The organism is Arthrobacter sorbitolis (assembly GCF_054510995.1).
This window is the reverse complement of record NZ_JBTNDM010000009.1, coordinates 70526-95330: the sequence shown is the minus strand read 5'-3', so window position 1 is coordinate 95330 and position 24805 is coordinate 70526. Positions and strand designations below refer to the sequence as shown.

Sequence of the window (24805 nt, the reverse complement as noted above, 5' to 3'; positions counted from 1 at the left end):
GCGTCCGCGGTCGGGCGCGTGGACGCACCGCTACGATGGGTGTCGCCGTCCCGCTCGAACAAGGAAGAGACCGTGGTCACACCGCTGCCTGATGATGCGCTCGACCGCGCACAGGCCGGCGAACCCGCGGCCCTCTCCCAGATCTACCAGGCGATGGGCCCTGCCGTGCTCGGCTACTTCGCGGGCCGGGGGGCGGACGACCCCGAGGCCCTGACGCAGGATGTCTTTCTCACGGTGTTCTCGAAACTGGACTCCGTCTCCGGCGGACCGCGGGGGCTGCGCACGTTCACCTTCTCCGTGGCGCACGCCCGTCACGTCGACGAGGTGCGGAGGAAGCTGCGGGCGCCGGTCCTCGTGGGGTACGAGGCCGACGGCGACCTGCGGACCACCGACTCGGCCGAGACGGTGGCGCTGGGGAACCTCGACGCCGGAGGGGCGACCGGCATGCTGGCACAGCTCAACGCCGAGCAGCGTGATGTGCTCCTGCTGCGCATCGTGGCGGAACTGCCGATCGAGCAGGTCGCGGAGATCCTCGGGAGATCCGCGGGATCGGTCAAGCAGCTGCAGCGGCGGGGACTGCTGAAGCTGAAGGAACTCGTACGACCCAACGAATCGGAAGCGCTATGACTGGACGTGACACCCCGTCGCCGGACTCCGTGCTGCACCTCCTCGAGGAGGCCGGCATCCCCGAGGACCCCGCACTCGTCCATGCCGTGCGGACCATCGGCGCGCTCGGTGGGCAGCACGCACCGGACGCCTCCGCCGAGCTGGCACAACTGATGGCGGACGGCGGCACGGCGCCGAGGAGCCGCCGGAACAAGCGCCGCATCACCTTCATCGGAGGTGCCCTGGCCGTGTCGATGGGTGCGGGCATGTCCGGGGTCGCGGCGGGGACGCTCCACCTCCGCGCAGGGCTCGACGAGGCCGTCGATTCGATTACCCGCTTCTCGGTCCGCAACGACGCCGACCACGCGGGGGACGCATCGACCACGCTGGCCGACGGCCCGGCGGGGCGGGTCCCGGCCGTCGTCGCCCCTCCCCGGAGGGGCGGGCTCGATGCGCCCGGAATGCCGGGTCCTGGGCCGGGCCCCGCGCCCGGTCCTGCGTCCGCACCCTCCATCGAGGCCTCGGGCCCCGGTGGTTCCACCGGTCCGGGCGGCATCCCCGGGTCCGCGTCGTCCGGAGCAGTATCGTCCGGAGCAGTGGCGGGTACCGGCGTCGGGGGATCCGCTGCCCCCGCCGCGGCTCCCGTCGCCTCGGAGATGAGGCACCCTGCCGGAGCGGTCGTGCTGACGCCGACCCAGGGACCCGGACCCGCGGTTCCGGCCGGTCCACCCGCACGGCAGGCAGTGCCCGGTGCGAAGGGGACCGACGTCCCGAAGGCCGGTCCGGGCAAGGCGGGTCATGACAGGACGGACCCGGGCAAGGCGGGTCATGACAGGACGGGCCCGGTCGAGGCGGGTCACGACGTGACGGGCCCGACCAGGATCGGACGGGACGGGACGGGTCAGGACACGGGCGAGGACGAGGCGGAGGACACCGGGCGGCGCCAGGACGGGAAGGTCCGGACGGGCGACCGCGACACGGTCGCCGACAAGTACCAGGAGCAGGAGCCGCCGGCGCAGCCGCGCATGTCGTGGCTGCGCGCGCCCGCGGGGCCGCCCGACACGTTCGCCCTCGTCGAGGCCCCGGTGACCTGGGGTCCCGAGGAGCTGGTCCTGTTCCTCGCCGAGACGGCCGTGGACCCTGCGGCCCTGCCGGAGGATGACGTGGCGGCCGATCCCTGGAACGGCGACGTACCGGCCGAGGACCTTCCGGAGACCGACGACCCCACCGTCGTGCAGCCCGCGGACGCGTTACCCGACCCTGCCGTCCCGGAGGCGCCCGACGAGGCCGTCGTGCCCGCGGCCGCGCCGCCCAGACCTGCCGTCCCGGAGGCGCCCACCGAGGCCGTCGTCCGGCCCGCGGACGTGGCTCCGGAAGCGACGGTGCCGGCGGTGCCGGGACCCACCGTCGCGCAGCCCGCTACGAGGTGATCTGCCGCTTCGAGGAGATGACGCCGGTGTTGAACCCGGCGAGGTTGAGTCCTCCGTGGAAGCGTGCGTGCTCGATCTTGATGCAGCGGTCCATGACGACGTCCAGGCCGGAGGTCTCCGCCTCCCGGGCGACGTCCTCGTGCCAGGAGCCGAGCTGCAGCCACAGCGTCTTCGCGCCGACGTCGAGGGTCTCCTGCAGCACGGACGGCAGGTCGTCGTGCTTGCGGAACACGTCCACCACGTCGGGCACCTCGGGGAGGTCCTTGAGCGACGCATAGGCAGGCTGACCCAGGATCTCCTTCGCCACCGGATTGACGAAGTACAGGCGGTACGGCGAGGAGGACTGCAGGTAGGTCGCCACGAAGTAGGAGGCCCGCGAGGGCTTGTCCGACGCTCCGACGATCGCCACCGACCGCGCGTTCCTCAGTAGGGCGAGACGTTCGGGTGCCGAGGGCCCCTCCCAGGTCCGTGCCGGTGTTCCTGTGCCGCTCATGCTCCCACTCCCACTGCCCGCGACGCCGATGCGTCGTCGTCGTCCTGTCCCGCCGCTTCCTGCGGAAGGTCGTCGAAGGATGCGTCCGGCGAGTCCACCGCGATGTCGAGTGCCTGGTCGAGATCCCACAGGATGTCGTCCAGGTCCTCGAGTCCCACCGAGATGCGCACCAGGTCCTCGGGGACGCCTGCCGCGGCGAGCTGCTCGGCCGAGAGCTGCTGGTGCGTCGTGGAGCCGGGGTGGATCACGAGCGTGCGCGCATCGCCGACGTTCGCGAGGTGCGAGGCGAGCTGCAGCGACTCGATGAATTTCTGCCCGGCCTTGCGCCCGCCCCTGATGCCGAAGCTGAACACCGATCCGGGGCCCTGCGGCAGGTAGGTCTTCGCGCGTTCGTGGTGCACGTGCGTGGGGAGGCCCGCATAGTTGACGTACTCCACGCGGGGGTCGGCCTGCAGCCATTCGGCCACGGCCTGCGCGTTCTCCAGGTGCTCGTCCAGGCGCTGCGCCAGGGTCTCCACGCCCTGCAGCAGCTGGAAGGCCGACATGGGCGAGAGCGCCGGGCCGATGTCACGGAGCTGCTCGGTGCGCAGCTTCGTCAGGAACCCGTATTCGCCGAAGTTCGCCCACCACTGGATGTTCCCGTACGAGGGCACGGGCTCGGTCATGGTGGGGAACTTGCCGTTGCCCCAGTCGAACCGGCCGCTCTCCACGACCACGCCGCCGAGCGTGGTGCCGTGTCCGCCGATGAACTTCGTGGCCGAGTGGATGACGATGTCCGCGCCGTGCTCGATGGGCCGCACGAGGTAGGGGGTGCTCAGGGTGGAGTCGACGATGAACGGGACGCCGGCATCGTGCGCCACCTTCGCCAGCCCTGCGAGATCCGCGATCTCGCCGGACGGATTGGCGATGACCTCGGCGTAGACGGCCTTGGTGTTCTCCCGGATGGCGGCGGCGTAGTCCGCGGGGTCGGTCCCGGGTACGAAGGTGGTCTCGATGCCGAAGCGGCGCAGCGTGACGTCCAGCTGCGTGACGGTCCCGCCGTAGAGCTGCGAGGCGGCGACGATGTGGTCGCCCGCCTGGCACAGCGCCGCGAAGGTGATGAACTCGGCGCTCATGCCGGACGCCGTCGCCACCGCGCCGATGCCGCCCTCGAGGGAGGCGATGCGTTCCTCGAACGCCGCGACGGTGGGATTGCCGATGCGCGAGTAGATGTTGCCGTACTTCTGCAGCGCGAAGAGGTTGGCGGCGTCATTGGTGTCCTTGAACACGAACGACGTCGTCTGGTAGATCGGTACGGCGCGCGCGCCGTGCGTGGCGTCGGGGGTGCCGCCCGCGTGCAGGGCACGCGTACGGAAGCCGAAAGAACGTTCTGCCATCAGATACCTGCCTTGGTGGGTTCGTGGACTGGGAGAGTGGCCTCAGGATCGAAGTCGACCCCCGCCGCGCGCGCGGCATCCGCCTCGAGCTGCCGGACGATCGGGAGGATGTCCGTGCCGAAGGCCGCGACCTCCTCCTGGAAGTGCAGGTAGCAGGTGAGGAAGAGGTTCACGCCGATCTTCTTGTACTCGACGATGCGCTCGGCGATCTGCTCGGGCGTACCGATGAGCTGTGTCTTGAAGCCGTCGTTGTACTGGACGAGGTCCTCGAACGTGGAGTCCGCCCACATGCCCCTGCCGTCCTTCGTCGAGGCTCCGGCTTCCTGCACGGCGTCGCGGAAGCCCTCGACGGCAGGCCGATGCGCCTTCTCGACGATCTCACGCAGCGTGTCCCGGGCCTCCTTCTCGGAGTCGCGGGCGATGACGAACCCGTTGAGCCCGTACCGGGGGTGCCGCCCGGCCTCGGCGGCGGACGCCTGGACGCCCGCGATGTTCTCCTTGAAGCCCTCGAGGTCCTTGCCGTTCGAGAAGTACCAGTCCGCCACCCGACCCGCCGTGGCCTGGGCCGCCGTCGAGTTGCCCCCGAAGAAGACCTCGGGGTGCGGGCGGCCGGGCACGTCCACGGGGGCGGGGCTCAGCGTGAAGTCCCGGATGTCGTAGTACCTGCCCGACTGGCTGTACCCCTCCTCGGTCCACAGGCCGCGCAGCACCCGGATGAACTCCTCGGTGCGGACGTAGCGTTCGTCGTGCTCGAGCCATTCCAGGCCGAAGTTCACGAACTCGTCCTTCAGCCAGCCGGAGACGATGTTGACGGCGGCACGGCCGTTCGAGATGTGGTCGGCGGTGATGATGAACTTCGCCAGGACGCCCGGGTGCCACATGCCGGGATGGACCGCGGCGATCACCTTCAGCTTCTCCGTGGCGGCGAGGAGGGCGAGGGAGAACGACGTCGCCTCGTGCTGCTTGTCCGCTCCGTACGACGCGGCGTAGCGGGTCTGCGACAGGGCGTATTCGAACCCGGCGTCCTCGGCGATCCGGGCGAGCTTCCTGTTGTAGTCGAAGTCCCAGCTGGTGCGCTGCTCGATCGTCGAGACGACCAGGCCCCCGCTGACGTTCGGCACCCAGTAGGCGAATTTCAGGGGGGTTGAAAGGTCGGCGACGCTCATCGGATCCTCCATCGGTCTGGCAGTAGCACCCTTCTGTCGCCGCGTCGGATGCGGAGGCCAGGGTTGCTGCGGCGTCAGTGAGCCAGATCTCTCAGCCGCTCGGGATGGTCAGATCGAGTCTGACACCGAGCCGCCGGGGAACCAAACAATGTGTCCCCGTGTGAGCGAGCCCCGCCGCATGCCGCGCCCGTCCCTCCCGCATAGGGTGGGGGGATGGAGAGCTGGAGGGCGGCGGAGCGTACCCACGAGCAGGGATTCTGGAGCACGCTCCTCTGTGTCGGGGCGGCGCTGACGGCCGCGCTGTCCGGCAGCCTCGTGGCAGCGGCCATCGGCGCTGATCCGACGGCGAGCGCCTGGTTCTACCTGCAGCAGTCGGTGCTCCTCGTCCTCAGTGCTGCATGCACGGGGCTCGCGTTCCGTCGCCGGCGATCGGCCCGTACCGGGGGGTAGGGTACGCGGCGTTATGTGAATGTGACAAAACGTCCGAGCAGTGGCTATGTTCGTCGGGTGCCTCCGCCTATGTGAGGCGCTCCTGGACGAAATGCCGAGCCCCGCCGTCGTCCCGGATACGTTCGCACACATCACGGCGGGGACGGGGGAACCACAGTTCCAGTGGGCGCGCAGCAACACCTGCCGACGTCCTTGGGGTTAAGTCGCATCGCAGCAGCTGATCAGCTGGTGCACGCGCCCGGGTGACTCCCATCCGAACCCGACAGCTCACCCCGCAGGCATGGGAGAGGTATACATCCATGTCACGAAAGATCTCTTCGGCGCGCCACCGCGCCGCAATCGACGGCAATCTCGCACTGCAGGGCCTGTCCCGCGCCGCGAAGGCCCACGCCACCATGGTGGGGCGTCCCGTTGCCGTCGTCGCCGTCACGTCGGGCCTCGCGCTCAGCGTCGTCGGCACCGCCCACGCCGGGTCCTACACGGAGCAGGCCGCGACGCCGGCACCGGCAGCCGTGGCAGCCCAGGCCGCTCCCGCCGTCCAGGCCGCTCCCGCGGCTCCGGCCGCTGCAGCCGACGCGACCCACACCGTCGTCGCCGGCGACACCCTCGGCGGCATCTCGGCGAGCTACGGCGCGGACCTGACCGCGGTCCTCGCGGCCAACGGGCTCTCCCTCGCGTCCGTCATCTTCCCCGGTGACTCCATCGTGATCCCCACGGGTGGAGCGGCAACCGCGCAGACGGTCTCCGTTCCTGTCGCGGTCGCTCCTGCGGCTCCCGTGCAGCAGGCAGCGGTCGTCGCCCCGGCGCCGGTCGTCCAGCAGGCTGCGGCCGTCGCCCCGGCTCCTGCTCCCGCCCCGGCCCCGGCCGTGTCGGAAGCCCCCGGTTCGGGCGTCTACCTGGCCTCGGCCGAGGTCACCCCGGCAGCCGGCGGCGCCGGTGGGACCCTCCTGGCGTCGGCCCAGTCGCAGCTCGCGGCCGGAGCGGTCCAGGACTGCACCGTGCTCGTCGAGAACGCGCTGCACGCAGCCGGGATCGCCGCGGGCGACCTCGGCCCGTCGCAGTTCTTCCAGTACGGCGCGACGGTGGCGACCCCCGCCCCCGGCGACATCGTCATCACCGGTGGCCACGTGGCCATCTACGCCGGTGGCGGCCAGGTCATCAGCAGCGGCATGAACGGGTCGAACCTCACCATGCAGCACCCTCTCTCGGACCTTCCGGGAGCATCCTTCGTCCGGGTCTGATTCCTGAACGAACCACACGCGGGAAGCGGCAGGTGCTTGGACGGGGCGCCTGCCGCTTCCTTCTTTAAGCGGGATCCGTCCGGGCGGGCGGCGGGCGGGTTTCAGCCCCGCGCCGCCAGGACGTGCTGGATCCCGGGGATGCACCCCTCGTTCTGCAGGGACGTGGTGTCCCCGAGGGGGCTGCCCTCGTAGAGTTGCGTCAGCAGGCGCCGCATGATCTTCCCGGACCGCGTCTTGGGGACATCGGGCACGACGACGACGGCCGAGGGCCGCGCGATCGGTCCGATCGCCTCCGCCACATGGGCGCGCAGCGTCGCAGCGACGTCGGCCCCATGGTCCGCGCCGGCGGTGAGGACCACGAAGGCCGCGATGGCGTGACCCGTCAGCGGATCCGGGATCGGGCATGCGCCGGCCTCCGTGACGAGAGGGTGGGCGACGAGCGCCGATTCGATCTCGATGGTGGACAGGCGGTGCCCCGAGACGTTGATGACATCGTCGACACGGCCCAGGATCCAGGTGTCGCCGTCGTCGTCGTACCGCGCGCCGTCGCCCGCGAGGAACCAGCCCCGGCTCGCGAACTTCCGCCAGTAGGCGTCGAGGTAGCGCTGCGGGTTCCCCCACACCGTCCGCGCCATGGCGGGTCCGTGGCGGTCGACGACGATGAGACCCTGCTCGCCGGGCGGGACGGCCCGGCCGTCCTCGTCGACGATCCGCGTGCTGACCCCGGGTAGGGCACGTGCCGCGCAGCCGGGCTTGAAGTCGGTGTCGGTAGGGCTGGGGGAGAGCACCGTGGCGCCGGTCTCGGACTGCCACCAGGTGTCGACGACGGGCACCTCGTCCCGTCCGAGGTTCCTGCGGAACCAGCGCCACGCCTCGGGGTTCACGGCCTCGCCCACGGTGCCGAGCACGCGGATGCTCGAGAGGTCGTAGCCCGGCGGCACGCCGTCGGGGAACCAGCCCATGAGCGAGCGGACGAGGGTGGGTGCGGTGTAGTAGCTGGTGACGCCGTACCGTTCGATGATCTCGAAGTGGCGGCCCGGGTGCGGCGTGTTCGGGGTGCCCTCGAAGATGACCTGCGTGGCACCGTTGGACAGCGGTCCGTACAGCTCGTACGTGTGCGCGGTGACCCAGGCGAGGTCCGCCGTGCACCAGTGCACGTCCTGCCCGCGCTGCAGCGGGTTGGGGTGGCTGAAGAGATGCTCGAAGCTCCACGATGCCTGCGTCAGGTAGCCTCCCGAGGTGTGCACGAGGCCCTTCGGCTTCCCGGTCGTCCCCGAGGTGTACATGATGAACAGCGGCGTCTCGGCATCGAACGGCTCCGGCTCGTGGTGTGGCGAGGCCGTGTCGACGACGTCGTGCCACCAGATGTCCCGGCCCTCCGTCCAGGCGACGTCGGATCCCGTCCGGCGGACCACGAGGACGTGCTCGATGCTGTTCTGGCCCGCGACCGCGGCGTCGGCGTTGTCCTTGACGGGGACGGCCGTGCCCCGCCGGTACTGGCCGTCGGTGGTGACGAGGAGCCTTGCCCCGGTGTCCTCGACGCGGAAGCGGAGCGCCTCGGCCGAGAACCCGCCGAACACGAGGGAGTGCACGGCCCCGATCCGGGCGCACGCGAGGGTGATGACGACCGTCTCGACGAGGACCGGCAGGTAGACGACCACGCGGTCGCCCGCCCCGATGCCGAGGGCGAGGAGCGCATTCGCGGCCCGCGACACCTCGTCCTGCAGCTGGGCGTAGGTCACGGTGCGCCTGTCACCGGGCTCGCCCTCGAAGTGCAGGGCCACCCGCCCGCCGTTGCCGGCGCGCACGTGCCGGTCCACGCAGTTCGCGGCGACGTTCAGCGTCCCACCCGCGAACCACTCGATGACGGGCACGCTGAGCGTCCCGTCCTCCTGCGGGGTCGCCTGGCGGAACGTGTGCAGGGTGTCCCACGGCGAGTCCCAGTCGAGCCGGAGGGCCTGCTCCGCCCAGAACGCCAGCCGGTCGGCCTCGTCCTGGAGCTCCGCGGGACCGTCGGGCGCCGCGGTGTGCGGTACCGCACCGCCTACGCCCACCGGCGCACCGCCCAGCGCTCGGCGATGCCGAGGAGCGCGTCCGTGGTCTTGCCGATGACCGCGAGCAGGATGATCGCGAGGATGATGCGGTCCACGCGGCCCGTCTGCTGGGAGTCGGTCAGCAGGAAGCCGAGCCCCATCGACGACGCGATGAGCTCCGCGGCGACGAGGAACAGCCAGGACTGTGCGAGGGCGAGCCGGAGTCCGGAGAACAGGGCGGGGACGACGGCGGGGAGCTGCACCGTGGTCAGCAGGCGGACGCCGTTCAGGCCGAAGGCGCGCGCGGCCTCGACGAGGTTGCGGTCGACGTGCCGCAGCCCCAGGTAGAGCGTGGTGAACACGGGGAAGAACGCGCCGATGCTGATCAGCGTGACCTTGGAGTCCTCGTTGATGCCGATCCACAGGACCAGCAGGGGCACCCATGCCAGGGACGGGACGGCCCGGAGCGCCCCGACCGTCGGGGTGAGCAGGACGTCCGCGATGCGGGAGAGACCCAGCAGGGCCCCGGCCAGCACGCCGAGCACTGACCCGATGAGGAACCCGAGGACCACGCGCTGCGTGGAGATCAGGATGTGGGTGGCCAGCTGCCCGCGCTCGACGAGGTCGACGGCGGCCGCGAGGACCGACGCCGGCGACGGGAGCTGCGACGGACGGAAGAACCCCGACACCGTGCTCAGGTGCCAGGCGAGCAGGATGAGCGCGGGCACGATGAGCCCGAGCAGGAGGACGCCGGCCCGGCGGGCCCCGCCTCGACCCTGCCGCTTCGCACCGTCCCCGGTCACAGGAAGACCCTGGGCCTCCAGCCCCTGCCTGCTGACCGGAACGGCGACCTGGTGCGGAACGTCTTGGCTCATGAACCGGATCCGATGGAGTCCGGGTCGGCCTTCTCGACGAGGGAGGCGTCGAACAGGGACCCGAGGGCGTCGTCGATCTGCTGCTGGCTCTGTACGTCGCCGGTCTCCACGAACACGGGACCGATCTTCTCGAGGACGCTGCGCTGCGCGTCGCCCGGCGCGGGATCGACGTCGAGGTTGGTGCGGTCGATGATGACCGAGTCGGCGACGGCCGGATCGATCGACGCGACCTCCGCGAGGATGGCCGCGGTCTCCTCGGGGTTCTCCTTGGCCCAGGCGCGGGCCTTCTCGTAGGCGTCGACGACGGTCTGCGCGACGTCGGGCTTCTCGGCGAGGAAATCCTCCGTGGCGTTGAGGAAGCCGTAGGTGTTGAAGTCGATGTCCCGGAAGAACAGCTGCGCGCCGTCCTGCTCGGCGGCGGCCATGATCGGATCGAGGCCGGACCACGCGTCGACGGCGCCGCTGGCGAGCGCCGCCCGGCCGTCGGCGTGCTGCAGGTTCTCGATGGTGACCTCGGATTGGTCCACGCCCGCGGCCTCGAGGGCCTGCAGCAGGAAGAAGTAGGGGTCGGTGCCGCGGGTCGCCGCGACGGACTTGCCGCGCAGGTCCTCGACGCTCGTGATGCCGGAGTCGGGGAGGGTCACCAGGGCGGCCCATTCCGGCTGGGAGTAGATGTCGATCGCCTTGATGGGTGAGCCGTTCGAGCGGGCGAGCAGCGCGGCGGAGCCGGCGGTGGACCCGACGTCGATGGCCCCGGCACGCAGGGCCTCGTTGGCCTTGTTCGACCCGGCGGACTGCACCCAGTTGACGGTGATGTCCTGGTCGGCGAGCTCGTCCTCGAGCCAGCCCTGGTCCTTGATGACGAGGCTCAGCGGGTTGTAGGTGGCGAAATCGATGTTGAGTGCACCGCCCTCGGTGGCAGTGCCGTCGGCCGCGGCCTGCGTGTCGGCGGCGTTCTCGCCGGCCAGGCAACCGGTCAGGCTGACGGAGAGGGTGGTCGCGAGGGCGAGGGTCGGCAGGAGGGCACGGCGGTTCATGGTGGTCCTTCGATCGAGCGGATGGAACGGGGAGGGGAAGGCAGGAGCCCGTCGCACGGCGACGGGGATCCGGGTGGGGAAGCGGGTGGGGACCGGGACTAGTGCCCGGTGACGCCCAGCATGGAGAGCAGCGAGCTGCGGAGCGCGCCGAGGTCCGCGGAGTTCCGGTCCCGTGGACGGGAGCCGGGCACGGGTACGAGCTCGGCGACCGTGGAGCCCGCCGCGTCTCCGTCGCTGCGTCCGAGGACGAGGATGCGGTCGGCGAGCTGGAGGGCCTCGTCGACGTCGTGCGTGACGAGCAGCACCGTGGTGGGCTGTGCGCGGTGGATGTCGAGGAGGAGGTCCTGCATCTTGATGCGCGTGAGGGCGTCGAGGGCGCCGAAGGGTTCGTCGAGCAGGAGCACGCCGGGATTGCGTGCCAGTGCACGCGCCAGGGAGGTGCGCTGGGCCATGCCCCCGGAGACCTCGCGCGGCCGGTGCTTGGCGAAGGTGTCGAGACCCACGAGCTTCAGCAGTTCGAGGACCTTCGCCTTGCCGGCGCTGGCACTGGAGGATTTCGGCAGGCCGATCGCGACGTTGGCCTGCAGGGTGTGCCAGGGGAGCAGCCGGGGTTCCTGGAAGGCGACGGCGCAGCGCTCGTCGATGCCCGTCACAGGGGTCCCGTCGATCAGGACCTCGCCGCTGTCGGGGATGTCGAGCCCGGCGGCCGCACGGAGGAGCGTGGACTTCCCGCATCCGCTCGTCCCGAGGATGGCGAGGATCTCGCCGGCCTTCACCTCCACGGTCACGTCCCGCAGCACCGTGCGCCGATCCGCGGGCGAGCCGAAGCTGCGGCCGAGGCCGGCGAAGTGCACGCCGAGGGCCTGCTTGGTGGAGGTATGGGTGCTGCCGGGTGCCAGAACTGCGGTCATGGTGTCTCCATCGGTCCTGGCGGTAGCACCCTACGGACCGAGCCTTCGCCACCGTCGTGCGGTGGTTCCCGCGGCTCGGACCTCGTTATCGTCCGACGTCAGGGGACGTCGGACGACCAGGGTTGCTGCGGCTTCACTGATCCAGGTCTCTCGGCCGCTCGGGATGGTCACTCCCATGAAACGCCCGCGGCATATCGGGAGCAAAATAGGGCGTGTAACAAAGGCTGTAACAAAACGCGGTGGCCGACGCCGCGACGGACCCGCACGAGGAGCAGGAGGCGCCGTGGCGCACGCGAACGACCCGCAGGTGATCAAGAGGCTCCTGACCGAGCCCGGGCGGTGGGCGGTGGTGGGGTTGTCGAACAATCCGCGCCGGGCCGCCGTCGGCGTCTCACGTTTCCTGCTGGACCGCCTCGGCATGCAGGTGGTCCCGGTGAGCCTCAAGGGCGACGACGTCCACGGGCAGAAGGGCTACACCCGCCTGGCGGACGTCCCGGGGACCATCGACGTCGTCGACTGCTTCGTGAACTCCACCCGCGTGGGTGCCGTGGTGGACCAGGCCATCGCCGTCGGCGCGCGCGCCGTCTGGCTGCAGCTCGGCGTCATCGATGAGGACGCTGCCCGCCGCGCCGCGGAGGCGGGGCTCGACGTCGTCATGGACACGTGCCCCGTCATGGAGGCGCCGGCCCTCGGTCTCTAGCCTCCGTCGCGGGTGCCTACAGGCGCTGGTACTTCGACCGGACGGCCAGGAAGACGCCGTAGGCCATCAGGCCCAGCGCTACGGCGCCGAGGAGCCAGACCCCGAAGGGCTGGTCACGCAGCGTCTTGAGGGCGCCGTCGAGACCCGCGGACTGCTCGGGGTTGTTCGTCGCGGTGGCGACGACGACGAGGACCCCGAGGACGCCGAGCGCGAAGCCCTTGGCGATGTAGCCCACGGTCCCGAGGACCAGGACGGCGGTGCCCGCCCTGCCGGAGGGCAGCCCCGAGAGCTCTCGGCGGAAGCGGCGGGTGGCGCCGCTGTAGACGAAGTAGCCGCCGACCACGAGGAGGCCCACGCCGATCGCGAGGAGGAGTGCCGCGCCGGCCGGGTTGGACATCAGGGTCGCGCTCAGGGACCGCGAGCTGCTGCTGCTGTTGCTCGAGCCGCCCAGCGCGTACTGGCCGAACGCCCCGCCGATCACCCCGTACGCGGCAGCCTGGCCGCCGCTCTTCAGCCGCGCCTTGAGGCGGTCCTTGTCGCTCCGCCCCTTCGCACCGAGGAAGACCTCGCTGAGCTGGAAGAGGGCGAGCGCCACGCAGCCGATGAAACAGAACCACAGGAGCGCCGTCCCACCCGGGTTCCCCGCGAGCTGCCCGATGGCGCCGCTCTGGTCCGCGCTCCCGGAACCGCCGCGTGCGAGCCCGAGCGCGATGAGTCCGATCATGAAGTGCAGGATGCCGGCGGCCACGTAACCGGCGCGGGCAGCGAGCTCGAAGCCCCGCGAGTTCACGGCCTCCTCGGCGGCGTCCGTCGCCTTCTCGCCCGCGCCCCTGTGGTCGCTGGTCGTCCTGTCGTGCTTGTTCCCCTTGTTCTGCTTGTTCGACGCCATCCCTGATGCCATCGTGGTCCGCCTTCCTCGCCGGTCCGGACCTCCATCCTGCCACCGCCGGCCGGAGTCCGCGCGGTTTTCGGGCTAGGTTGGTCGAAAGACACGGGCGGCGGGAGGCCGTCGCCGTACCTGCAGGGAAGAGGCACGCATGGACCGGTTCACCTACGAGGAGCGGGGCGCCACGGACCGGCCGTTCCCCGAGCCGTTCGAGGGCGGTTGGCCCTCCGGCTACACCGTGATGGTGGAGTCCCGTGAGATCCCGGCCGACGACCCCTCCGCGGCGTTCGTCGCCCTGACCGAGGGCATCCTGGCGTGGGAGCTGCACCGGCGCGCGGGGCTCACCATGGAACCGGATGCCGAGCGGGCCGCCCCCGGCGTCCGCGTCGTCTCGGGCTTCGGCGTCGGGCCCGCCCGGATCAAGGCGCCCTGCCGGGTGATCTGGTCACGGGTGCCACTGCTCGACGGCGCCGGCCGGGCCGTTCCCGGCCAGCGCGGGGGGTTCGGGTACGGCACGCTGCCCGGCCACCCGGTGAAGGGGGAGGAGGGCTTCTACGCCGAACTGACCGCCGATCACCGCCTGTTCTTCGTCTGCTCCGCCTACAGTCTGCCGGCCACACCCTTCTTCAGGCTCGCCTCGCCCGTGACCAGGCTGACGCAGCGGTACGTGCTCTCGAGGTACGTGAAGGCCGCGCGTGAGTTGGCGGTCGGGGCGTAGCCACCGCTGCATCCAGGGCGCCGACGATACCAAACCGTTATACGGCGGATGTCGGGCTTTTCGTTGCCCAGGTCACGTAATCACCCTAGGTTGAGGAGTACAGCGGTCGCCCAGCCCGTTCCCAGGATCATCGGGAGCGGACGGACGCGGCGATCAGCGGATCATGGATAGTGTGCGCGGCGCCCTCCTTCGCGGAGGACGCCGCTTGCGTGTGGGGCCGCAAGCTGCGCCGTCGGGGATGGCCCGGGGGATACTACGTGTTTCAGGAGACGCGCATCATGATCGTTGCAAAAAAGTGGGTTGCTGCCGGATCGACGGCCACCCTTCTCGCCGGTGGACTGTTCCTCGGCGCTCCTCTGGCGTCCGCCGCACCCGGTGACGCCGCCTGCCTGCAGGCATCCACCCAGTTCAACGCGGCGCTCGGTGCTGCCGGCGTCGACGTCACCTTCGTCAACCAGTTCGAAGTGGCGACCGCGGCCGTCGTCGCGGCCGGCCAGAACCTCGAGCTGGCCACGCAGGCCGCACTGGCCTCGCAGGCCGCGATCGACGCCGACGCCCTGCTGGCACAGGCCGAGACGGACTACAACCTCGCGTTCGATCTGGTCGTTACCGAGCAGACCCAGTACGACGTCGCGCTGGCTGCTGCCGGGGGAGACACCGCCGACGCGGACGTCGTCGCCGCGCAGGAGGAACTGACGGTGGCCCTGGCCGGTCAGGCGACGGCGCTGAACAACGCGGAACTCGCCGCGGCCGCCTACGACGCTGCCGTCAACACGCCCGAGATCCAGGCGGCAACCGCCGCCCTGGAGGCTGCCGCTGTCGAGGCCGATGCCCTGCTCGCCCAGCTCAGCGGGAACGAGGCCCTCGCGGCCGAGCTCCTCGAGCTGTTCAAGGGTTTCCTCGCGGCCTGTGACGCCAGCGCCATCGGCGTCGACCCGGTCGTCCCCGTCGTCCCGGCCGTCGTCACGCCCGTCGGCCAGGCGCCCGTCGCCCCGGTCGCCGTCGTCCCCGCCCCGACCGGCACCACTGCTCCGACCGGCACCAACAAGGGCCTGAACGTGCAGACCGCTGTCGTGACCGAGGACGACAGCGCAGCCGTCGCCCTCCTCGCGGCACTGCTGGCCGTCGGCGTCGCGGTTCCCGTGGCGACCGCAGCCCGCATGCGCCGCCTCGAGCGCGTACAGCGCTAGCACGCAGGCCGTTCCGCTGCGGGGCGTCCCTCCTCTCTTCGACCCCAGGACGGCGCGACGCATGGACCACCACCCGATGCCGGACCTCCCCGCCGCCCAGGAGCCCGCGCCCACGCAGGAGCCGGGGCGGAAGCGCGGCGGCAGGCGATGGCTGGCGCTCCCGCTCGTAGCAGCCGCGGGCCTCGCGCTCGCCGTCTCGGTGCTGCCGCCCGACTCCGCCGGAGTGCCCTCCGCTGCTCCGTCGTCGTCCACCTCCGCCGTGGCGACGCCGTCTGCGACACTCCCGGCGCCGTCCGCCGCTCCGGTGGCGCCCGCGAAGGATCCCGGGCCGGCAGCCGCACGGCCCACCGGGTTCTCCTTCCCCGCCGCCGGGATCGACATGGCCGTCCTGCCGCTGACGCCCAGCGACGCGGACCTCGCCTCACAGACCCTGGTGCCCCCGCTCACGATCGACGCCTACTGGCTGACGTCCTACGGCGTGCCCGGTGCGGGCTCGAACAACACCACCTACATCGCCGGCCACAGCTGGGACGGCAAGGACGCCCCCTTCAACGGGCTGAGCGACGAATCCCTGCTGGGGAGCGAGTTCACCCTCACGACCGAGACCGGGAACCTCACGTACGTCGTCGACTCCGTGACCACGCACGACAAGGACACGCTGAAGGACAGCGAGATCTGGAACATCGTGCCGAACCGCGTGGTCCTCATCAGCTGCTACACCGAGGACCCCTGGGGCAAGAACGTGGTCGTCACGGCGATGCCGAAGGTCGCCTGACGTCGGCGGCTGACATCGTCGCCTGACACAGCTCGCTGCTCGCGGCGTCGCCTGACTGTCGATCCCATACCCGGGGGACGGGGTCATCCCCGGGGGAACGCCGCCCCGGGTCTGGCCGCCCGGCGCGGCGGCCCGAAGGCGGTGTGCGCCGCCGTTGTCAGAGCCGTGGCGGCGGTGCATCCCCGGGGGAACGCCGCCCCGGGTCTGGGCACCCGGCTCGGCGGCCCACCTGACCGGAACGCCGTCGTTGTCAGAGCCGCGGCGGCGGTGCAATTCCGGGGGAACGCCGCCCCGGGTCTGGGCGCCCGGCTCGGCGGTCCGAGCAAGGGAAGCCGCAGCGTCAGCCGAAGTACTTCGGCAGGGTCGCCTCGTGTGCCTCGCGCAGCATGTCCAGCGGGAGGTTGAAGTAGCCCTGCACGTCCAGCGCCCGGTTCTCCGTGTCGACCACGCCGATACGGCTGGTGGGGAAGTTCCGTGCCGTGCACATGTCGTTGAAGCGCACCTCCTCGGAGCGGGGGACACTCACGACGGCGCGCGCCTGGCTCTCGCTGAACAGGGCCGTGAACGCGTCGATGCCGTCGCGCTCGCACACCTCGTCGATGCCGATGCGTGCACCGACGCCGAAGCGCAGCGCCATCTCACTGAGGCCGGCGGCCAGCCCGCCCTCGGAGAGGTCGTGGGCGGCGTCGATCATGCCGTCCCGCGAGCAGTTGACGAGGATCGCAGCGAGCGTCTGCTCGGCGGCGAGGTCCAGTGCGGGGGGCTGTCCGCCCAGGTGGCCGCGCAGGTTCGCCCACTCGGAACCGTCGAGCTCGTCCGCCGTCGTGCCCAGCAGGTAGATGGCCTGGCCGTCCTCACGCCAGCCCGACGGCGTGCGCCGCGAGACGTCGTCGAACACACCGAGCACGCCGACCACCGGGGTGGGGTGGATGGCGACGCCGCCCGTCTGGTTGTACAGGGAGACGTTGCCGCCGGTCACGGGCACGCCGAGCTCCTGGCAGGCGTCCGCGAGGCCGCGCACGGTCTCGGCGAACTGCCACATCACCTCGGGGTCCTCGGGGGAGCCGAAGTTCAGGCAGTCCGTGACGGCGAGGGGTACCGCGCCCGACGTCGCCACGTTGCGGTAGGCCTCGGCGAGGGCCAGGCGCGCGCCCTCGTAGGGGTTGAGGTACGAGTACCGGCCGTTGGCGTCCGTGGAGATCGCGACGCCGAGCCCCGTCTCCTCGTCGACGCGGATCACGCCGGCGTCGTCGGGCATGGCGAGCGCCGTGTTGCCCTGGACGTAGCGGTCGTACTGGTCGGTCACCCAGTTCTTCGCGCACATGTTGGGCGACGCCATGAGTTCGAGGACGGCCTCGCGCAGGTCGGCGGGCCGCTCGGCGGCGGAGGAGGCGGCGAAGGCGTCGGCCTGGACGCCGTCGAGCCATTCGGGGCGGTGGTAGGGGCGCTCGTAGACGGGTCCCTCGTGCGCGACGGTGCGGGGGTCGACGTCGACGATCTTCTCGCCGTCCCACTCGATGATGAGGCGCCCGGTGTCGGTGACCTCGCCGAGCCACGAGTACTCCACGGCCCACCTGTCCATGATCGCCTCGAAGGCCGCCGCGTTCTCCGGCGTCACGACGGCCATCATGCGTTCCTGCGACTCCGACATGAGGATCTCACCGGGGGTGAGGGACGGATCGCGCAGCAGCACGTTGGTGAGTTCCACATGCATGCCGCCGTCGCCGTTGGAGGCCAGTTCCGACGTCGCGCAGGAGATGCCCGCGGCGCCGAGGTCCTGGATGCCCTCGACCACGGAGGCCTTGAACAGCTCCAGGCAGCACTCGATGAGCACCTTCTCCGCGAACGGGTCGCCGACCTGCACGGCGGGGCGCTTGGAGGGCTTCGAGGAGTCGAACGATTCCGAGGCGAGGACCGAGGCGCCGCCGATGCCGTCGCCGCCGGTGCGGGCGCCGAAGAGGACCACCCTGTTGCCGGCGCCGGACGCGTTCGCGAGCCGGATGTCCTCGTGCCGCAGCACGCCGACCGCGAGGGCGTTGACGAGCGGGTTGCCCTGGTAGACGGAGTCGAAGACCACCTCGCCGCCGATGTTCGGCAGCCCGAGGGAGTTGCCGTACCCGCCGATGCCCGCGACGATCCCGTGCACGAGGCGCGCGGTGTCGGGGTGGTCGATCGCGCCGAAGCGCAGCGGATCCATGACGGCGACGGGGCGGGCGCCCATCGAGATGATGTCGCGGACGATCCCGCCGACGCCGGTCGCCGCGCCCTGGTAGGGCTCCACGAACGACGGGTGGTTGTGGCTCTCCACCTTGAACGTCACGGCCCAGCCGTTCCCGATGTCGACGACGCCTGCGTTCTCGCCGATGCCGACGAGCAGGTGCTCCTTCATGGCGTCGGTGACCTTCTCGCCGAACTGGCGCAGGTGCACCTTCGAGGACTTGTAGGAGCAGTGCTCGCTCCACATCACGGAGTACATGGCGAGCTCGGCACCTGTGGGCCGGCGACCGAGGATCTCCTCCACGCGCCGGTACTCGTTGTCCTTGAGGCCGAGTTCGGCCCAGGGGAGTGCCTGCCCGGGGGTCGTCTCCGCGATGGCGACCGTATCGATGTTGAACCTGCGCGTCGTCCCTGCAGTCACTTAGCCCACCAGTTTCTTGAGTACCGAGGTGAAGATGCCGAGTCCGTCCGTGCCGCCGCGCATGTCCACGGCGCCGCGCGCCGAGGAGTCCGGGCCGAAGCCCGCCTCGACGGCGTGCTCGGGATGCGGCATGAGCCCGACGACGTTGCCTGCCGCATTGGAGATGCCGGCGATGTCCCGGCGCGAGCCGTTGGGGTTGCCGTCGACGTAGCGGAAGACCACGCGGCCCTCCCCCTCGAGCTCGTCGAGGGTGCGGTTGTCGGCGACGAACTGCCCGTCCTGGTTCTTGAGGGGGATGACGAGCTCCTCGCCCTCCGCGTACTCCGAGGTCCAGAACGTCCCGGCGTTCTCCACGCGCAGGCGCTGGTCGCGGCAGAGGAAGTGCAGGGAGTTGTTCTTGATCATGGATCCCGGCAGCAGGTGGGCCTCGGTCAGGACCTGGAACCCGTTGCAGATGCCGAGCACGGGGAGGGCATCAGCACCGCCCGAGGCGGCGGCGGTGATCTGTTCCATGAGCGGCGCGAAGCGGGAGATGGCTCCGGCGCGCAGGTAGTCGCCGTAGGAGAACCCGCCGGGAATGATGACGGCGTCGACGCCCTGCAGGTCGTGGTCGCCGTGCCAGAGCTGGACGGCGCTGCCACCGGCGAGCCGCACGGCGCGGGCGGCGTCGCGGTCGTCCAGGGTGCCGGGGAATGTGACGACGCCGACCGTCACTCCGCTGAGGGGGCCGTCCCCGGTGTCCGGGGCGAGCGGCTGGGGTCCGCCGATGAGGGGGGTCTCGATACTCGAGGCGCTCACTGGCCGTCCTCCTCGAGAACCTCCACGCGCGTGACGTCCTCGATGACGGGGTTGGACAGCAGCGTGGTGGCGGCGTGGCGGGCCTGCTCGAGGACCTCGTCCGTGACGTCACCGTCCACGGTCAGTTCGAACCGCTTCCCCTGGCGGACGCCGGCGAAACCGGTGAGGCCGATCCTGGGGAGCGCTCCTGCGATCGCCTTACCCTGCGGGTCGAGGATCTCGGGCTTGGGCATGACGTCGACGACAATCCGGGGCATCCGGCAACTCCTGTGCGTGAGCAGTGGGTAAGCAGTAGCCCGGAAGTGCCGTCTCACGCCGTGTCTGGACCATCTGGGTCGACACCGGCGCTCCGCGAGCTTGCGGTGCAAGTCTACCGGGGTTTCGCCGCACCCCCGTTCCCGGGACGGGCCGTGGACGGGCCCTACTGCGCGCCGGCCGTCCCGAGGAGGTCCCGCGCCTTCTCCCAGCGGGAGATCTCGCAGCCGTCCGTCAGGGCGAAGGACGCCAGGACCGACGTGCCGTTGAAGTCGCCGGTGATGCTCGCGGTCTGCGGCCCGCCGTACTGCTGCGTGCAGGTGATGTCCTTGTTCGGGCGCGCCGTGAAGAACGCGGTGCCGAGCCGGGCGAGGGCCGCGCAGCCCGCGTCCGCGTCGGGAAGGGTCGAGGCGGGGCCGGGTGCACCGTCGACGCACTCGAGGACGTACTGCACGGGTTCCGCGCCGGCATCCTGCTGGACGGAGATGGTGAGCAGGGCGTTGTCCGCGGGGACGGCACTGGGGGAGCCGGTGGGGGAACCGGTGGGGGAACCGGTCGGGACGGGCGTCGCCGAGGGGGTCGCGGAGGGCGCTGGGCTGCCGTCCCCGCTGGGGGAGCCGGTGGACGAGGGCTGGGGCGTGGAGGACTGCACGGCGGTCTCCTGATCTGTCGGTTCGGCCGTCGGTCCGCCCGGGGTGCAGGCCGAGAGGGCGAGGGAGAGGGCTGCGAGGGGGAGTGCGAGGCGCACGGCGGCGCGCTCGGCTCGGCGTCGGTCCGACGTCGTATCGGTGGTCTTCACGGGGTCCCCTTCGGCTGGCTTCCCAGCGTAGCGGCTGGTGAAAGCACAACGAAGGACGACGGCGGGGAGTCCCGCCGTCGTCGTCAGTCGGGGGCGAGGGAGCGTTCGAGCTGCTGCAGGAGCGTCCTCCGGAGCGCCTGCGACTCCTCGGCGAAGCCTCGCTGCAGGCGCACGTACTCCGCCTTGCCCTCGGCCGTCTCGATCCTGATCGGCGGGAGACCCCACGCGGCGAGGTCGTAGGGCGATGCTTGCATGTCCATGACGCGGATGCGCCAGGACAGCTCGAAGCAGTCCATGGCGAGCTCGCTCGGCAGCAGGGGGGTGAGCTTGTACGCCCACTTGTAGAGGTCCATGTTCGCGTGGAGGCAGCCCGGCTGCTCGAGGTCGCGCTGGGTCCCGCGGGTGGGCGCGTGCTCGTTGAGGGGCACGGCTTCGGGGGTGTAGAAACGGAAGGCGTCGAAGTGCGTGCAGCGGATGCGGGAGGAGTCGACGACCTCGTCCGTCCCGTCGGCGCCCAGGCGCAGCTCGAGGTACTCGTGCCGCACCCCGTTGACGGCCGACCGGTAGGCCATGGCCCACTCGTGGAGGCCGAAGCAGCCGAACTGGGCCGGTCGTGCCGCTGTGCGGCCGAGGATCAGCCGCGCGAAATCGATGGCGTCCTGGCGTTCTCCGGTGAACCTGCCGACATCCACGCGCGCCCCGTCGTCGTCGGCGGTGTAGTACTTCCAGCCGGCGCGCTCCGCTGCTGCCGGCCCCGTCAGGACGGTCCCTGCTCCGGGGTGCCAGCGCAGGAGCTGCCCCGGCTTCTGGTTGTAGTAGGTGAAGAGGAAGTCCTCCACGGGGTGCTTCGCCCCGCGGGACCGCCGTTCGAGGTAGGGCCCGGCGAAGCGCTCCGCGCGGTCCTGGTGCTGCCGTTCCCGGGCCCGCCATTCGGCCTCGGGAAGGCGGGCGGAGGCGACGGCGGGCATTCTTCCATTATCACCCGGGCCCGGATTGGTAAATGTGCTGTGTAAATTCTGGGAAACGCGCCGGAATGAGTCTGGTCAGGGTGTGTTGCCTCGGGTAAGTTTGTGCTCGCCACGGCGTCTGTGAGCGTTATCACAGGTGGGGGGTCCTATCCAGGAGACCGTGGCATCGGGGGAACCGGCCGCGGCCGGCCCGCACTTGACGAGAGGCACTACCTTCTTATGACACAACGGAGACAAGCCGGGCAGGGGCGCAGCACCCTGCGCGCCGCCACGGCTATCGTGCTGGGCCTGCCGTTACTGGTGACATCGACGGCCGTTGCGCCCGCCGCCTTCGCGGCACCTGTCCCGGCCACCTCGGTCACGCCCCAGAAGGCGCCGGCCAAGGAGCTGGACCCCGCGCAGTACCCCGACGGCAAGTACATCGTCGTGCTCGCCGACAAGCCCGTCGCCACCTACGAGGGCGGCGTGGCCGGCATGGCACCGACGAAGCCCCAGGGCGGCGCGAAGCTCGATGCCGCCGCAGCGAACGTGCAGCAGTACTCCGCGTTCCTCGAGACCAAGCAGCAGGAAGTCGCCGCCGAGAAGAACGTCGACATCAAGCGCACCTACACGGCTGCGATCAACGGCTTCGCCGCGGACCTCAGCACCGACCAGGCCGTCGAACTGGCCAAGAGCGACGAGGTGCTCCTCGTGGCACCGGACGTCGAGAACGCGCCGGACTACTCGAGCATCGACTTCCTCGGCCTGAGCGGTAACAAGGGGATCTGGAAGAGCCAGTTCGGCGGCGAGAAGAACGCCGGCGCCGGCACCGTCGTCGGTGTGATCGACACGGGCTACGCGCCCGACAACCCCTTCTTCGCCGGCAGCCCCGTCAAGCCGCTGAAGGGCAACTCCCAGCCCAAGGTGGGTGAGCCCTACCTCGACGCGACCGGCGAGATCGCCATGCTCAAGTCCGACGGCAGCACCTTCGTCGGCGACTGCCAGGTCGGCGAGGGGTTCGACGGCACCCTCTGCAACTCGAAGGTCATCTCGGCCCAGTACTTCGCGGACGCGTTCCTCGCGAGCGTGCCCGAAGCCGACCGTGCGCCCCAGGAAGTCCTCTCGCCCGTCGACATCGACAACCACGGCACGCACACGGCCAGCACGGCCGCCGGCAACGCGGGCGTGACCCAGACCGTGGACGGCCGCAACTTCGGCGTCTCCTCGGGTGTCGCCCCGGCGGCCAAGATCTCCGTCTACAAGACCTGCTGGGAGGACAACGACGCCGACACCGGTGGCTGCTACTCCTCCGCCGCCATCGACGCCATCAACCAGGCCATCCTCGACGGCGTCGACGTCCTCAACTACTCGATCTCGGGCAGCACGACGACGACGACGGACCCCGTGTCCCTGGCGTTCCTCTCCGCCACGTCGGCGGGCATCTTCGTCGCCGCATCGGCCGGCAACTCCGGCCCCACGGCCAGCACCGTCAACCACGGCGCCCCGTGGATGACCACCGTCGCCGCCAGCACGTTCAACAACGAACTGCAGGGCACGGCCGAGTTCTCCGACGGCACCAAGTACCGCGGTGCCTCGATCATGCGCGCCGGCGTCCCCGCCAGCCCGGTCGTCCTCGCCGCCAACGCCGCTGCGGCGGGTGCGGCGTCGCCCCAGCTGTGCGGCCCCAACACCCTGGATCCCGCGAAGGTCGCCGGCAAGATCGTGGTCTGCGACCGCGGCGTCGTCGACCGCACCGCCAAGAGCGCCGAGGTCAAGCGCGGTGGCGGTGTGGGCATGATCCTCGTGAACCTCATCGATTCCTCGACGGACACCGACCAGCACGTCGTCCCCACGGTGCACGTCAACGCCCCCGAGGCCCTCGAGCTGAAGGCGAAGGTCGCGGCCAACCCGTCGCTCACGGTCGCCCTGAAGCCCACGGACACCACGGGCAAGCCCCTGCCGCCCGCACCGCAGGTCGCAGGGTTCTCCTCGCGCGGCCCGCTGCTCGCCACCGATTCCGATCTCCTGAAGCCGGACATCACGGCTCCCGGCGTGGCCGTCCTCGCGGGCGTCTCCACGGTCGGCTCCAACGGCGCGCAGTTCGGCTTCCTGTCCGGGACCTCCATGGCATCGCCCCACGTCGCCGGTCTCGGCGCCCTGGTGCTCAGCAAGAACCCCGCCTGGTCCCCGGCCACCGTGAAGTCCGCCATGATGACCACCGCCTACCCGCTGAAGACCGCCACCGGCGGCGTGGAGACGGACGTCCTCGCCGTGGGTGCGGGCCACATCAACCCGGCCTCCGTCCTCAGCCCCGGACTGGTGTACGACCAGAGCGCCGACGACTACCTGCGCTTCATCGCGGGCACCGGCGTGGACCTCGGCATCGACGGCATCGAGCCCGTCGCCGCCAAGGACACCAACGTCCCGTCGTTCGCCCTCGGCAACCTGACCGGCCGTACCGAGGTGACCCGTACGGTCACCGCCGTCACCCCCGGCATCTACCGCGCCACCGCCAGTGTCCCCGGAGTGAAGGTCACGGTCACGCCGTCGATCCTCAACTTCAGCGCCGCCGGCGAGACGCGCACGTTCAAGGTCTCCTTCGAGAACCAGAACGCGCCGTTCGGCAAGTTCGCCGCCGGGTCGCTCACCTGGGCGGGCCAGGGCAAGAAGGTCACCTCGCCGGTGGCCATCCGGCCCCAGGCCGTCAACGCTCCCGCAGAGGCCGCTTTCACCTCCGCGGGTCCCGACGGCAGCGGCGCGTTCGAGGTCACCTCGGGCACGAACAACCCCATCAGGATGACGCTGCTGGGCCTCGCCAAGGCGGACTCCACCGCGATCAACCTGGTCCCCGGTGGCCTCGCCAACGCGAACAACGCGTCCAACGCCGTCAAGGACGTCACCGTCCCCGCCGGCGCCCCGGTCGCCAAGTTCTCCGTCCTCTCCGGTGACCCGACCGCCGACTTCGACATGTTCCTCATCACGCCGGCCGGCACCGTCACCCAGGTGGCCACGGCCGACGCGAGCGAGACGATCACGCTCGAGAAGCCGGCTCCCGGCACCTACCGCATCATCGCGAACCTGTACGCCAGCACCGGCAACGCGCCGACCGCCGGCACCATCGACGCGGCGGTGCTGACGGGCACGGAGAAGAACGCGACGCTGACCCCCAACCCGCTCGTCCTGGCGAACGGCACCAAGGGCTCCGTGACCCTCAACTGGACCGGCCTCGCCGCCGGCTCCTACGTGGGCCGCGTGACCTACGAAGGGTCCTCGGCCGTGACCTATGTGACGGTCACCGTCGGCGGGTCGGGCACCGCCCCGGCCCCGGCGCCCGCAGCGCTGCCCACCGTTGCTCCGGCGGACAAGCTCATGACCGGTCCTCGCGAGGCGACCACCCCGACCGGCGACAAGTAGACACCCAGCAGTACCCGCCCGGAACGGACTGAAGGCCGGTGGATCATCGATCCACCGGCCTTCTCCA

General features: G+C 70.8%; 22 protein-coding genes and 2 riboswitches. Of the genes, 9 read left to right on the top strand and 13 right to left on the bottom strand.

Annotation, left to right across the window (positions count from 1 at the left end; genetic code table 11):
* Positions 1-72: 72 nt before the first annotated feature.
* Positions 73-627, top strand: coding sequence for an RNA polymerase sigma factor (locus ACX80K_RS14410; protein WP_459272584.1), 555 nt, complete (start codon positions 73-75; stop codon positions 625-627).
* Positions 624-2036 (top strand): hypothetical protein, encoded by a 1413-nt coding sequence (locus ACX80K_RS14405; RefSeq protein ID WP_459272583.1) that lies wholly within the window; start codon positions 624-626, stop codon positions 2034-2036. The genes ACX80K_RS14410 and ACX80K_RS14405 overlap by 4 nt, the downstream gene beginning before the upstream one ends.
* On the opposite strand, the gene ACX80K_RS14400 is transcribed toward ACX80K_RS14405, so the two are convergent.
* Genes ACX80K_RS14400 through sfnG form a run of 3 tightly spaced genes read right to left on the bottom strand, consistent with a single transcriptional unit; the run spans position 2026 to position 5071 of the window.
* Positions 2026-2529: a CoA-binding protein gene (locus ACX80K_RS14400; RefSeq protein WP_459272582.1), complete on the bottom strand. Its 504-nt coding sequence runs from the start codon at positions 2527-2529 to the stop codon at positions 2026-2028. The two genes, ACX80K_RS14405 and ACX80K_RS14400, sit on opposite strands and share 11 nt — an antisense overlap.
* Positions 2526-3905, bottom strand: a complete 1380-nt coding sequence (locus ACX80K_RS14395; RefSeq protein WP_459272581.1) for an O-acetylhomoserine aminocarboxypropyltransferase/cysteine synthase family protein — start codon at positions 3903-3905, stop codon at positions 2526-2528. Before ACX80K_RS14395 ends, ACX80K_RS14400 begins: the two co-directional genes overlap by 4 nt.
* The gene (gene sfnG / locus ACX80K_RS14390; RefSeq protein ID WP_459272580.1) at positions 3905-5071 is read right to left on the bottom strand and encodes a dimethylsulfone monooxygenase SfnG; all 1167 of its coding nucleotides are present in this window, start codon (positions 5069-5071) and stop codon (positions 3905-3907) included. The genes ACX80K_RS14395 and sfnG overlap by 1 nt, the downstream gene beginning before the upstream one ends.
* 5 nt (positions 5072-5076) lie before the next feature.
* Positions 5077-5182: riboswitch (SAM riboswitch) on the bottom strand.
* 102 nt (positions 5183-5284) lie between these two features.
* Here sfnG and ACX80K_RS14385 point away from each other — a divergent pair.
* A complete protein-coding gene (locus ACX80K_RS14385) occupies positions 5285-5521 on the top strand; it encodes a hypothetical protein (RefSeq protein WP_459272579.1) in 237 nt (78 codons plus the stop codon).
* An 83-nt stretch (positions 5522-5604) separates the two neighbouring features.
* Positions 5605-5815, top strand: a riboswitch (cyclic di-AMP (ydaO/yuaA leader).
* Between the two features lie 5 nt (positions 5816-5820).
* On the top strand, positions 5821-6762 hold the full coding sequence (locus ACX80K_RS14380; RefSeq protein WP_459272578.1) for a LysM peptidoglycan-binding domain-containing protein: 942 nt from the start codon (positions 5821-5823) through the stop codon (positions 6760-6762).
* Between the two features lie 101 nt (positions 6763-6863).
* On the opposite strand, the gene acs is transcribed toward ACX80K_RS14380, so the two are convergent.
* The 4 genes from acs to ACX80K_RS14360 all read right to left on the bottom strand — a co-directional run bounded on the left by acs (position 6864) and on the right by ACX80K_RS14360 (position 11618).
* Positions 6864-8816, bottom strand: coding sequence for an acetate--CoA ligase (gene acs / locus ACX80K_RS14375; RefSeq protein ID WP_459272577.1), 1953 nt, complete (start codon positions 8814-8816; stop codon positions 6864-6866).
* Positions 8807-9670 carry an ABC transporter permease gene (locus ACX80K_RS14370; protein ID WP_459272576.1) on the bottom strand — a complete coding sequence of 288 codons (864 nt, stop codon included), beginning with the start codon at positions 9668-9670 and terminating at the stop codon, positions 8807-8809. The genes acs and ACX80K_RS14370 overlap by 10 nt, the downstream gene beginning before the upstream one ends.
* On the bottom strand, positions 9667-10707 hold the full coding sequence (locus tag ACX80K_RS14365; RefSeq protein WP_459272575.1) for an aliphatic sulfonate ABC transporter substrate-binding protein: 1041 nt from the start codon (positions 10705-10707) through the stop codon (positions 9667-9669). Before ACX80K_RS14365 ends, ACX80K_RS14370 begins: the two co-directional genes overlap by 4 nt.
* A 98-nt stretch (positions 10708-10805) precedes the next feature.
* Positions 10806-11618, bottom strand: a complete 813-nt coding sequence (locus ACX80K_RS14360; RefSeq protein WP_459272574.1) for an ABC transporter ATP-binding protein — start codon at positions 11616-11618, stop codon at positions 10806-10808.
* A 283-nt stretch (positions 11619-11901) separates the two neighbouring features.
* Here ACX80K_RS14360 and ACX80K_RS14355 point away from each other — a divergent pair, with 283 nt between their 5' ends.
* Positions 11902-12318: a CoA-binding protein gene (locus ACX80K_RS14355; protein WP_459272573.1), complete on the top strand. Its 417-nt coding sequence runs from the start codon at positions 11902-11904 to the stop codon at positions 12316-12318.
* Positions 12319-12334: 16 nt separating this feature from the next.
* Here the strand turns inward: ACX80K_RS14355 and ACX80K_RS14350 are convergent, their stop codons facing one another.
* Positions 12335-13219 carry a DUF1206 domain-containing protein gene (locus tag ACX80K_RS14350; protein WP_459272572.1) on the bottom strand — a complete coding sequence of 295 codons (885 nt, stop codon included), beginning with the start codon at positions 13217-13219 and terminating at the stop codon, positions 12335-12337.
* Positions 13220-13355: 136 nt separating this feature from the next.
* On the opposite strand from ACX80K_RS14350, the gene ACX80K_RS14345 reads away from it, so the two are divergent.
* The 3 genes from ACX80K_RS14345 to ACX80K_RS14335 all read left to right on the top strand — a co-directional run bounded on the left by ACX80K_RS14345 (position 13356) and on the right by ACX80K_RS14335 (position 15887).
* Positions 13356-13922 carry a DUF1990 family protein gene (locus ACX80K_RS14345; protein WP_459272571.1) on the top strand — a complete coding sequence of 189 codons (567 nt, stop codon included), beginning with the start codon at positions 13356-13358 and terminating at the stop codon, positions 13920-13922.
* A gap of 278 nt (positions 13923-14200) precedes the next feature.
* Positions 14201-15112, top strand: a complete 912-nt coding sequence (locus ACX80K_RS14340; RefSeq protein ID WP_459272570.1) for a hypothetical protein — start codon at positions 14201-14203, stop codon at positions 15110-15112.
* 61 nt (positions 15113-15173) lie between these two features.
* A complete protein-coding gene (locus ACX80K_RS14335; RefSeq protein ID WP_459272569.1) occupies positions 15174-15887 on the top strand; it encodes a class F sortase in 714 nt (237 codons plus the stop codon).
* Positions 15888-16227: 340 nt separating this feature from the next.
* Here the strand turns inward: ACX80K_RS14335 and purL are convergent, their stop codons facing one another.
* From purL to ACX80K_RS14310, 5 genes are all read right to left on the bottom strand, one after another.
* Positions 16228-18525 carry a phosphoribosylformylglycinamidine synthase subunit PurL gene (gene purL / locus ACX80K_RS14330; RefSeq protein ID WP_459272568.1) on the bottom strand — a complete coding sequence of 766 codons (2298 nt, stop codon included), beginning with the start codon at positions 18523-18525 and terminating at the stop codon, positions 16228-16230.
* Positions 18526-19323 (bottom strand): phosphoribosylformylglycinamidine synthase subunit PurQ, encoded by a 798-nt coding sequence (purQ, locus tag ACX80K_RS14325; RefSeq protein ID WP_459272567.1) that lies wholly within the window; start codon positions 19321-19323, stop codon positions 18526-18528. It lies immediately after the preceding gene.
* Complete coding sequence (gene purS, locus ACX80K_RS14320) at positions 19320-19580, bottom strand: phosphoribosylformylglycinamidine synthase subunit PurS (RefSeq protein ID WP_459272566.1); 261 nt, start codon at positions 19578-19580, stop codon at positions 19320-19322. Before purS ends, purQ begins: the two co-directional genes overlap by 4 nt.
* Before the next feature lie 164 nt (positions 19581-19744).
* Positions 19745-20377, bottom strand: coding sequence for a serine protease inhibitor (locus tag ACX80K_RS14315; RefSeq protein ID WP_459272565.1), 633 nt, complete (start codon positions 20375-20377; stop codon positions 19745-19747).
* Between the two features lie 83 nt (positions 20378-20460).
* Positions 20461-21345, bottom strand: a complete 885-nt coding sequence (locus tag ACX80K_RS14310; RefSeq protein WP_459272563.1) for a 3-methyladenine DNA glycosylase — start codon at positions 21343-21345, stop codon at positions 20461-20463.
* Positions 21346-21564: 219 nt separating this feature from the next.
* Between ACX80K_RS14310 and ACX80K_RS14305 the strand changes: the two genes are divergently transcribed.
* Complete coding sequence (locus tag ACX80K_RS14305) at positions 21565-24738, top strand: S8 family serine peptidase (RefSeq protein WP_459272561.1); 3174 nt, start codon at positions 21565-21567, stop codon at positions 24736-24738.
* Positions 24739-24805: the final 67 nt, after the last annotated feature.

What these genes read in the sequence shown, in the direction of transcription:
- ACX80K_RS14405 (WP_459272583.1), top strand. Translation starts at nt 624, where the DNA reads ATGACTGGACGTGACACCCCGTCGCCGGACTCCGTGCTGCACCTCCTC.
- ACX80K_RS14400 (WP_459272582.1), bottom strand. Translation starts at nt 2,529, where the DNA reads ATGAGCGGCACAGGAACACCGGCACGGACCTGGGAGGGGCCCTCGGCA.
- ACX80K_RS14395 (WP_459272581.1), bottom strand. Translation starts at nt 3,905, where the DNA reads ATGGCAGAACGTTCTTTCGGCTTCCGTACGCGTGCCCTGCACGCGGGC.
- sfnG (WP_459272580.1), bottom strand. Translation starts at nt 5,071, where the DNA reads ATGAGCGTCGCCGACCTTTCAACCCCCCTGAAATTCGCCTACTGGGTG.
- ACX80K_RS14385 (WP_459272579.1), top strand. Translation starts at nt 5,285, where the DNA reads ATGGAGAGCTGGAGGGCGGCGGAGCGTACCCACGAGCAGGGATTCTGG.
- ACX80K_RS14380 (WP_459272578.1), top strand. Translation starts at nt 5,821, where the DNA reads ATGTCACGAAAGATCTCTTCGGCGCGCCACCGCGCCGCAATCGACGGC.
- ACX80K_RS14370 (WP_459272576.1), bottom strand. Translation starts at nt 9,670, where the DNA reads ATGAGCCAAGACGTTCCGCACCAGGTCGCCGTTCCGGTCAGCAGGCAG.
- ACX80K_RS14365 (WP_459272575.1), bottom strand. Translation starts at nt 10,707, where the DNA reads ATGAACCGCCGTGCCCTCCTGCCGACCCTCGCCCTCGCGACCACCCTC.
- ACX80K_RS14360 (WP_459272574.1), bottom strand. Translation starts at nt 11,618, where the DNA reads ATGACCGCAGTTCTGGCACCCGGCAGCACCCATACCTCCACCAAGCAG.
- ACX80K_RS14350 (WP_459272572.1), bottom strand. Translation starts at nt 13,219, where the DNA reads ATGGCATCAGGGATGGCGTCGAACAAGCAGAACAAGGGGAACAAGCAC.
- ACX80K_RS14345 (WP_459272571.1), top strand. Translation starts at nt 13,356, where the DNA reads ATGGACCGGTTCACCTACGAGGAGCGGGGCGCCACGGACCGGCCGTTC.
- ACX80K_RS14340 (WP_459272570.1), top strand. Translation starts at nt 14,201, where the DNA reads ATGATCGTTGCAAAAAAGTGGGTTGCTGCCGGATCGACGGCCACCCTT.
- ACX80K_RS14335 (WP_459272569.1), top strand. Translation starts at nt 15,174, where the DNA reads ATGGACCACCACCCGATGCCGGACCTCCCCGCCGCCCAGGAGCCCGCG.
- purS (WP_459272566.1), bottom strand. Translation starts at nt 19,580, where the DNA reads ATGCCCCGGATTGTCGTCGACGTCATGCCCAAGCCCGAGATCCTCGAC.
- ACX80K_RS14310 (WP_459272563.1), bottom strand. Translation starts at nt 21,345, where the DNA reads ATGCCCGCCGTCGCCTCCGCCCGCCTTCCCGAGGCCGAATGGCGGGCC.
- ACX80K_RS14305 (WP_459272561.1), top strand. Translation starts at nt 21,565, where the DNA reads ATGACACAACGGAGACAAGCCGGGCAGGGGCGCAGCACCCTGCGCGCC.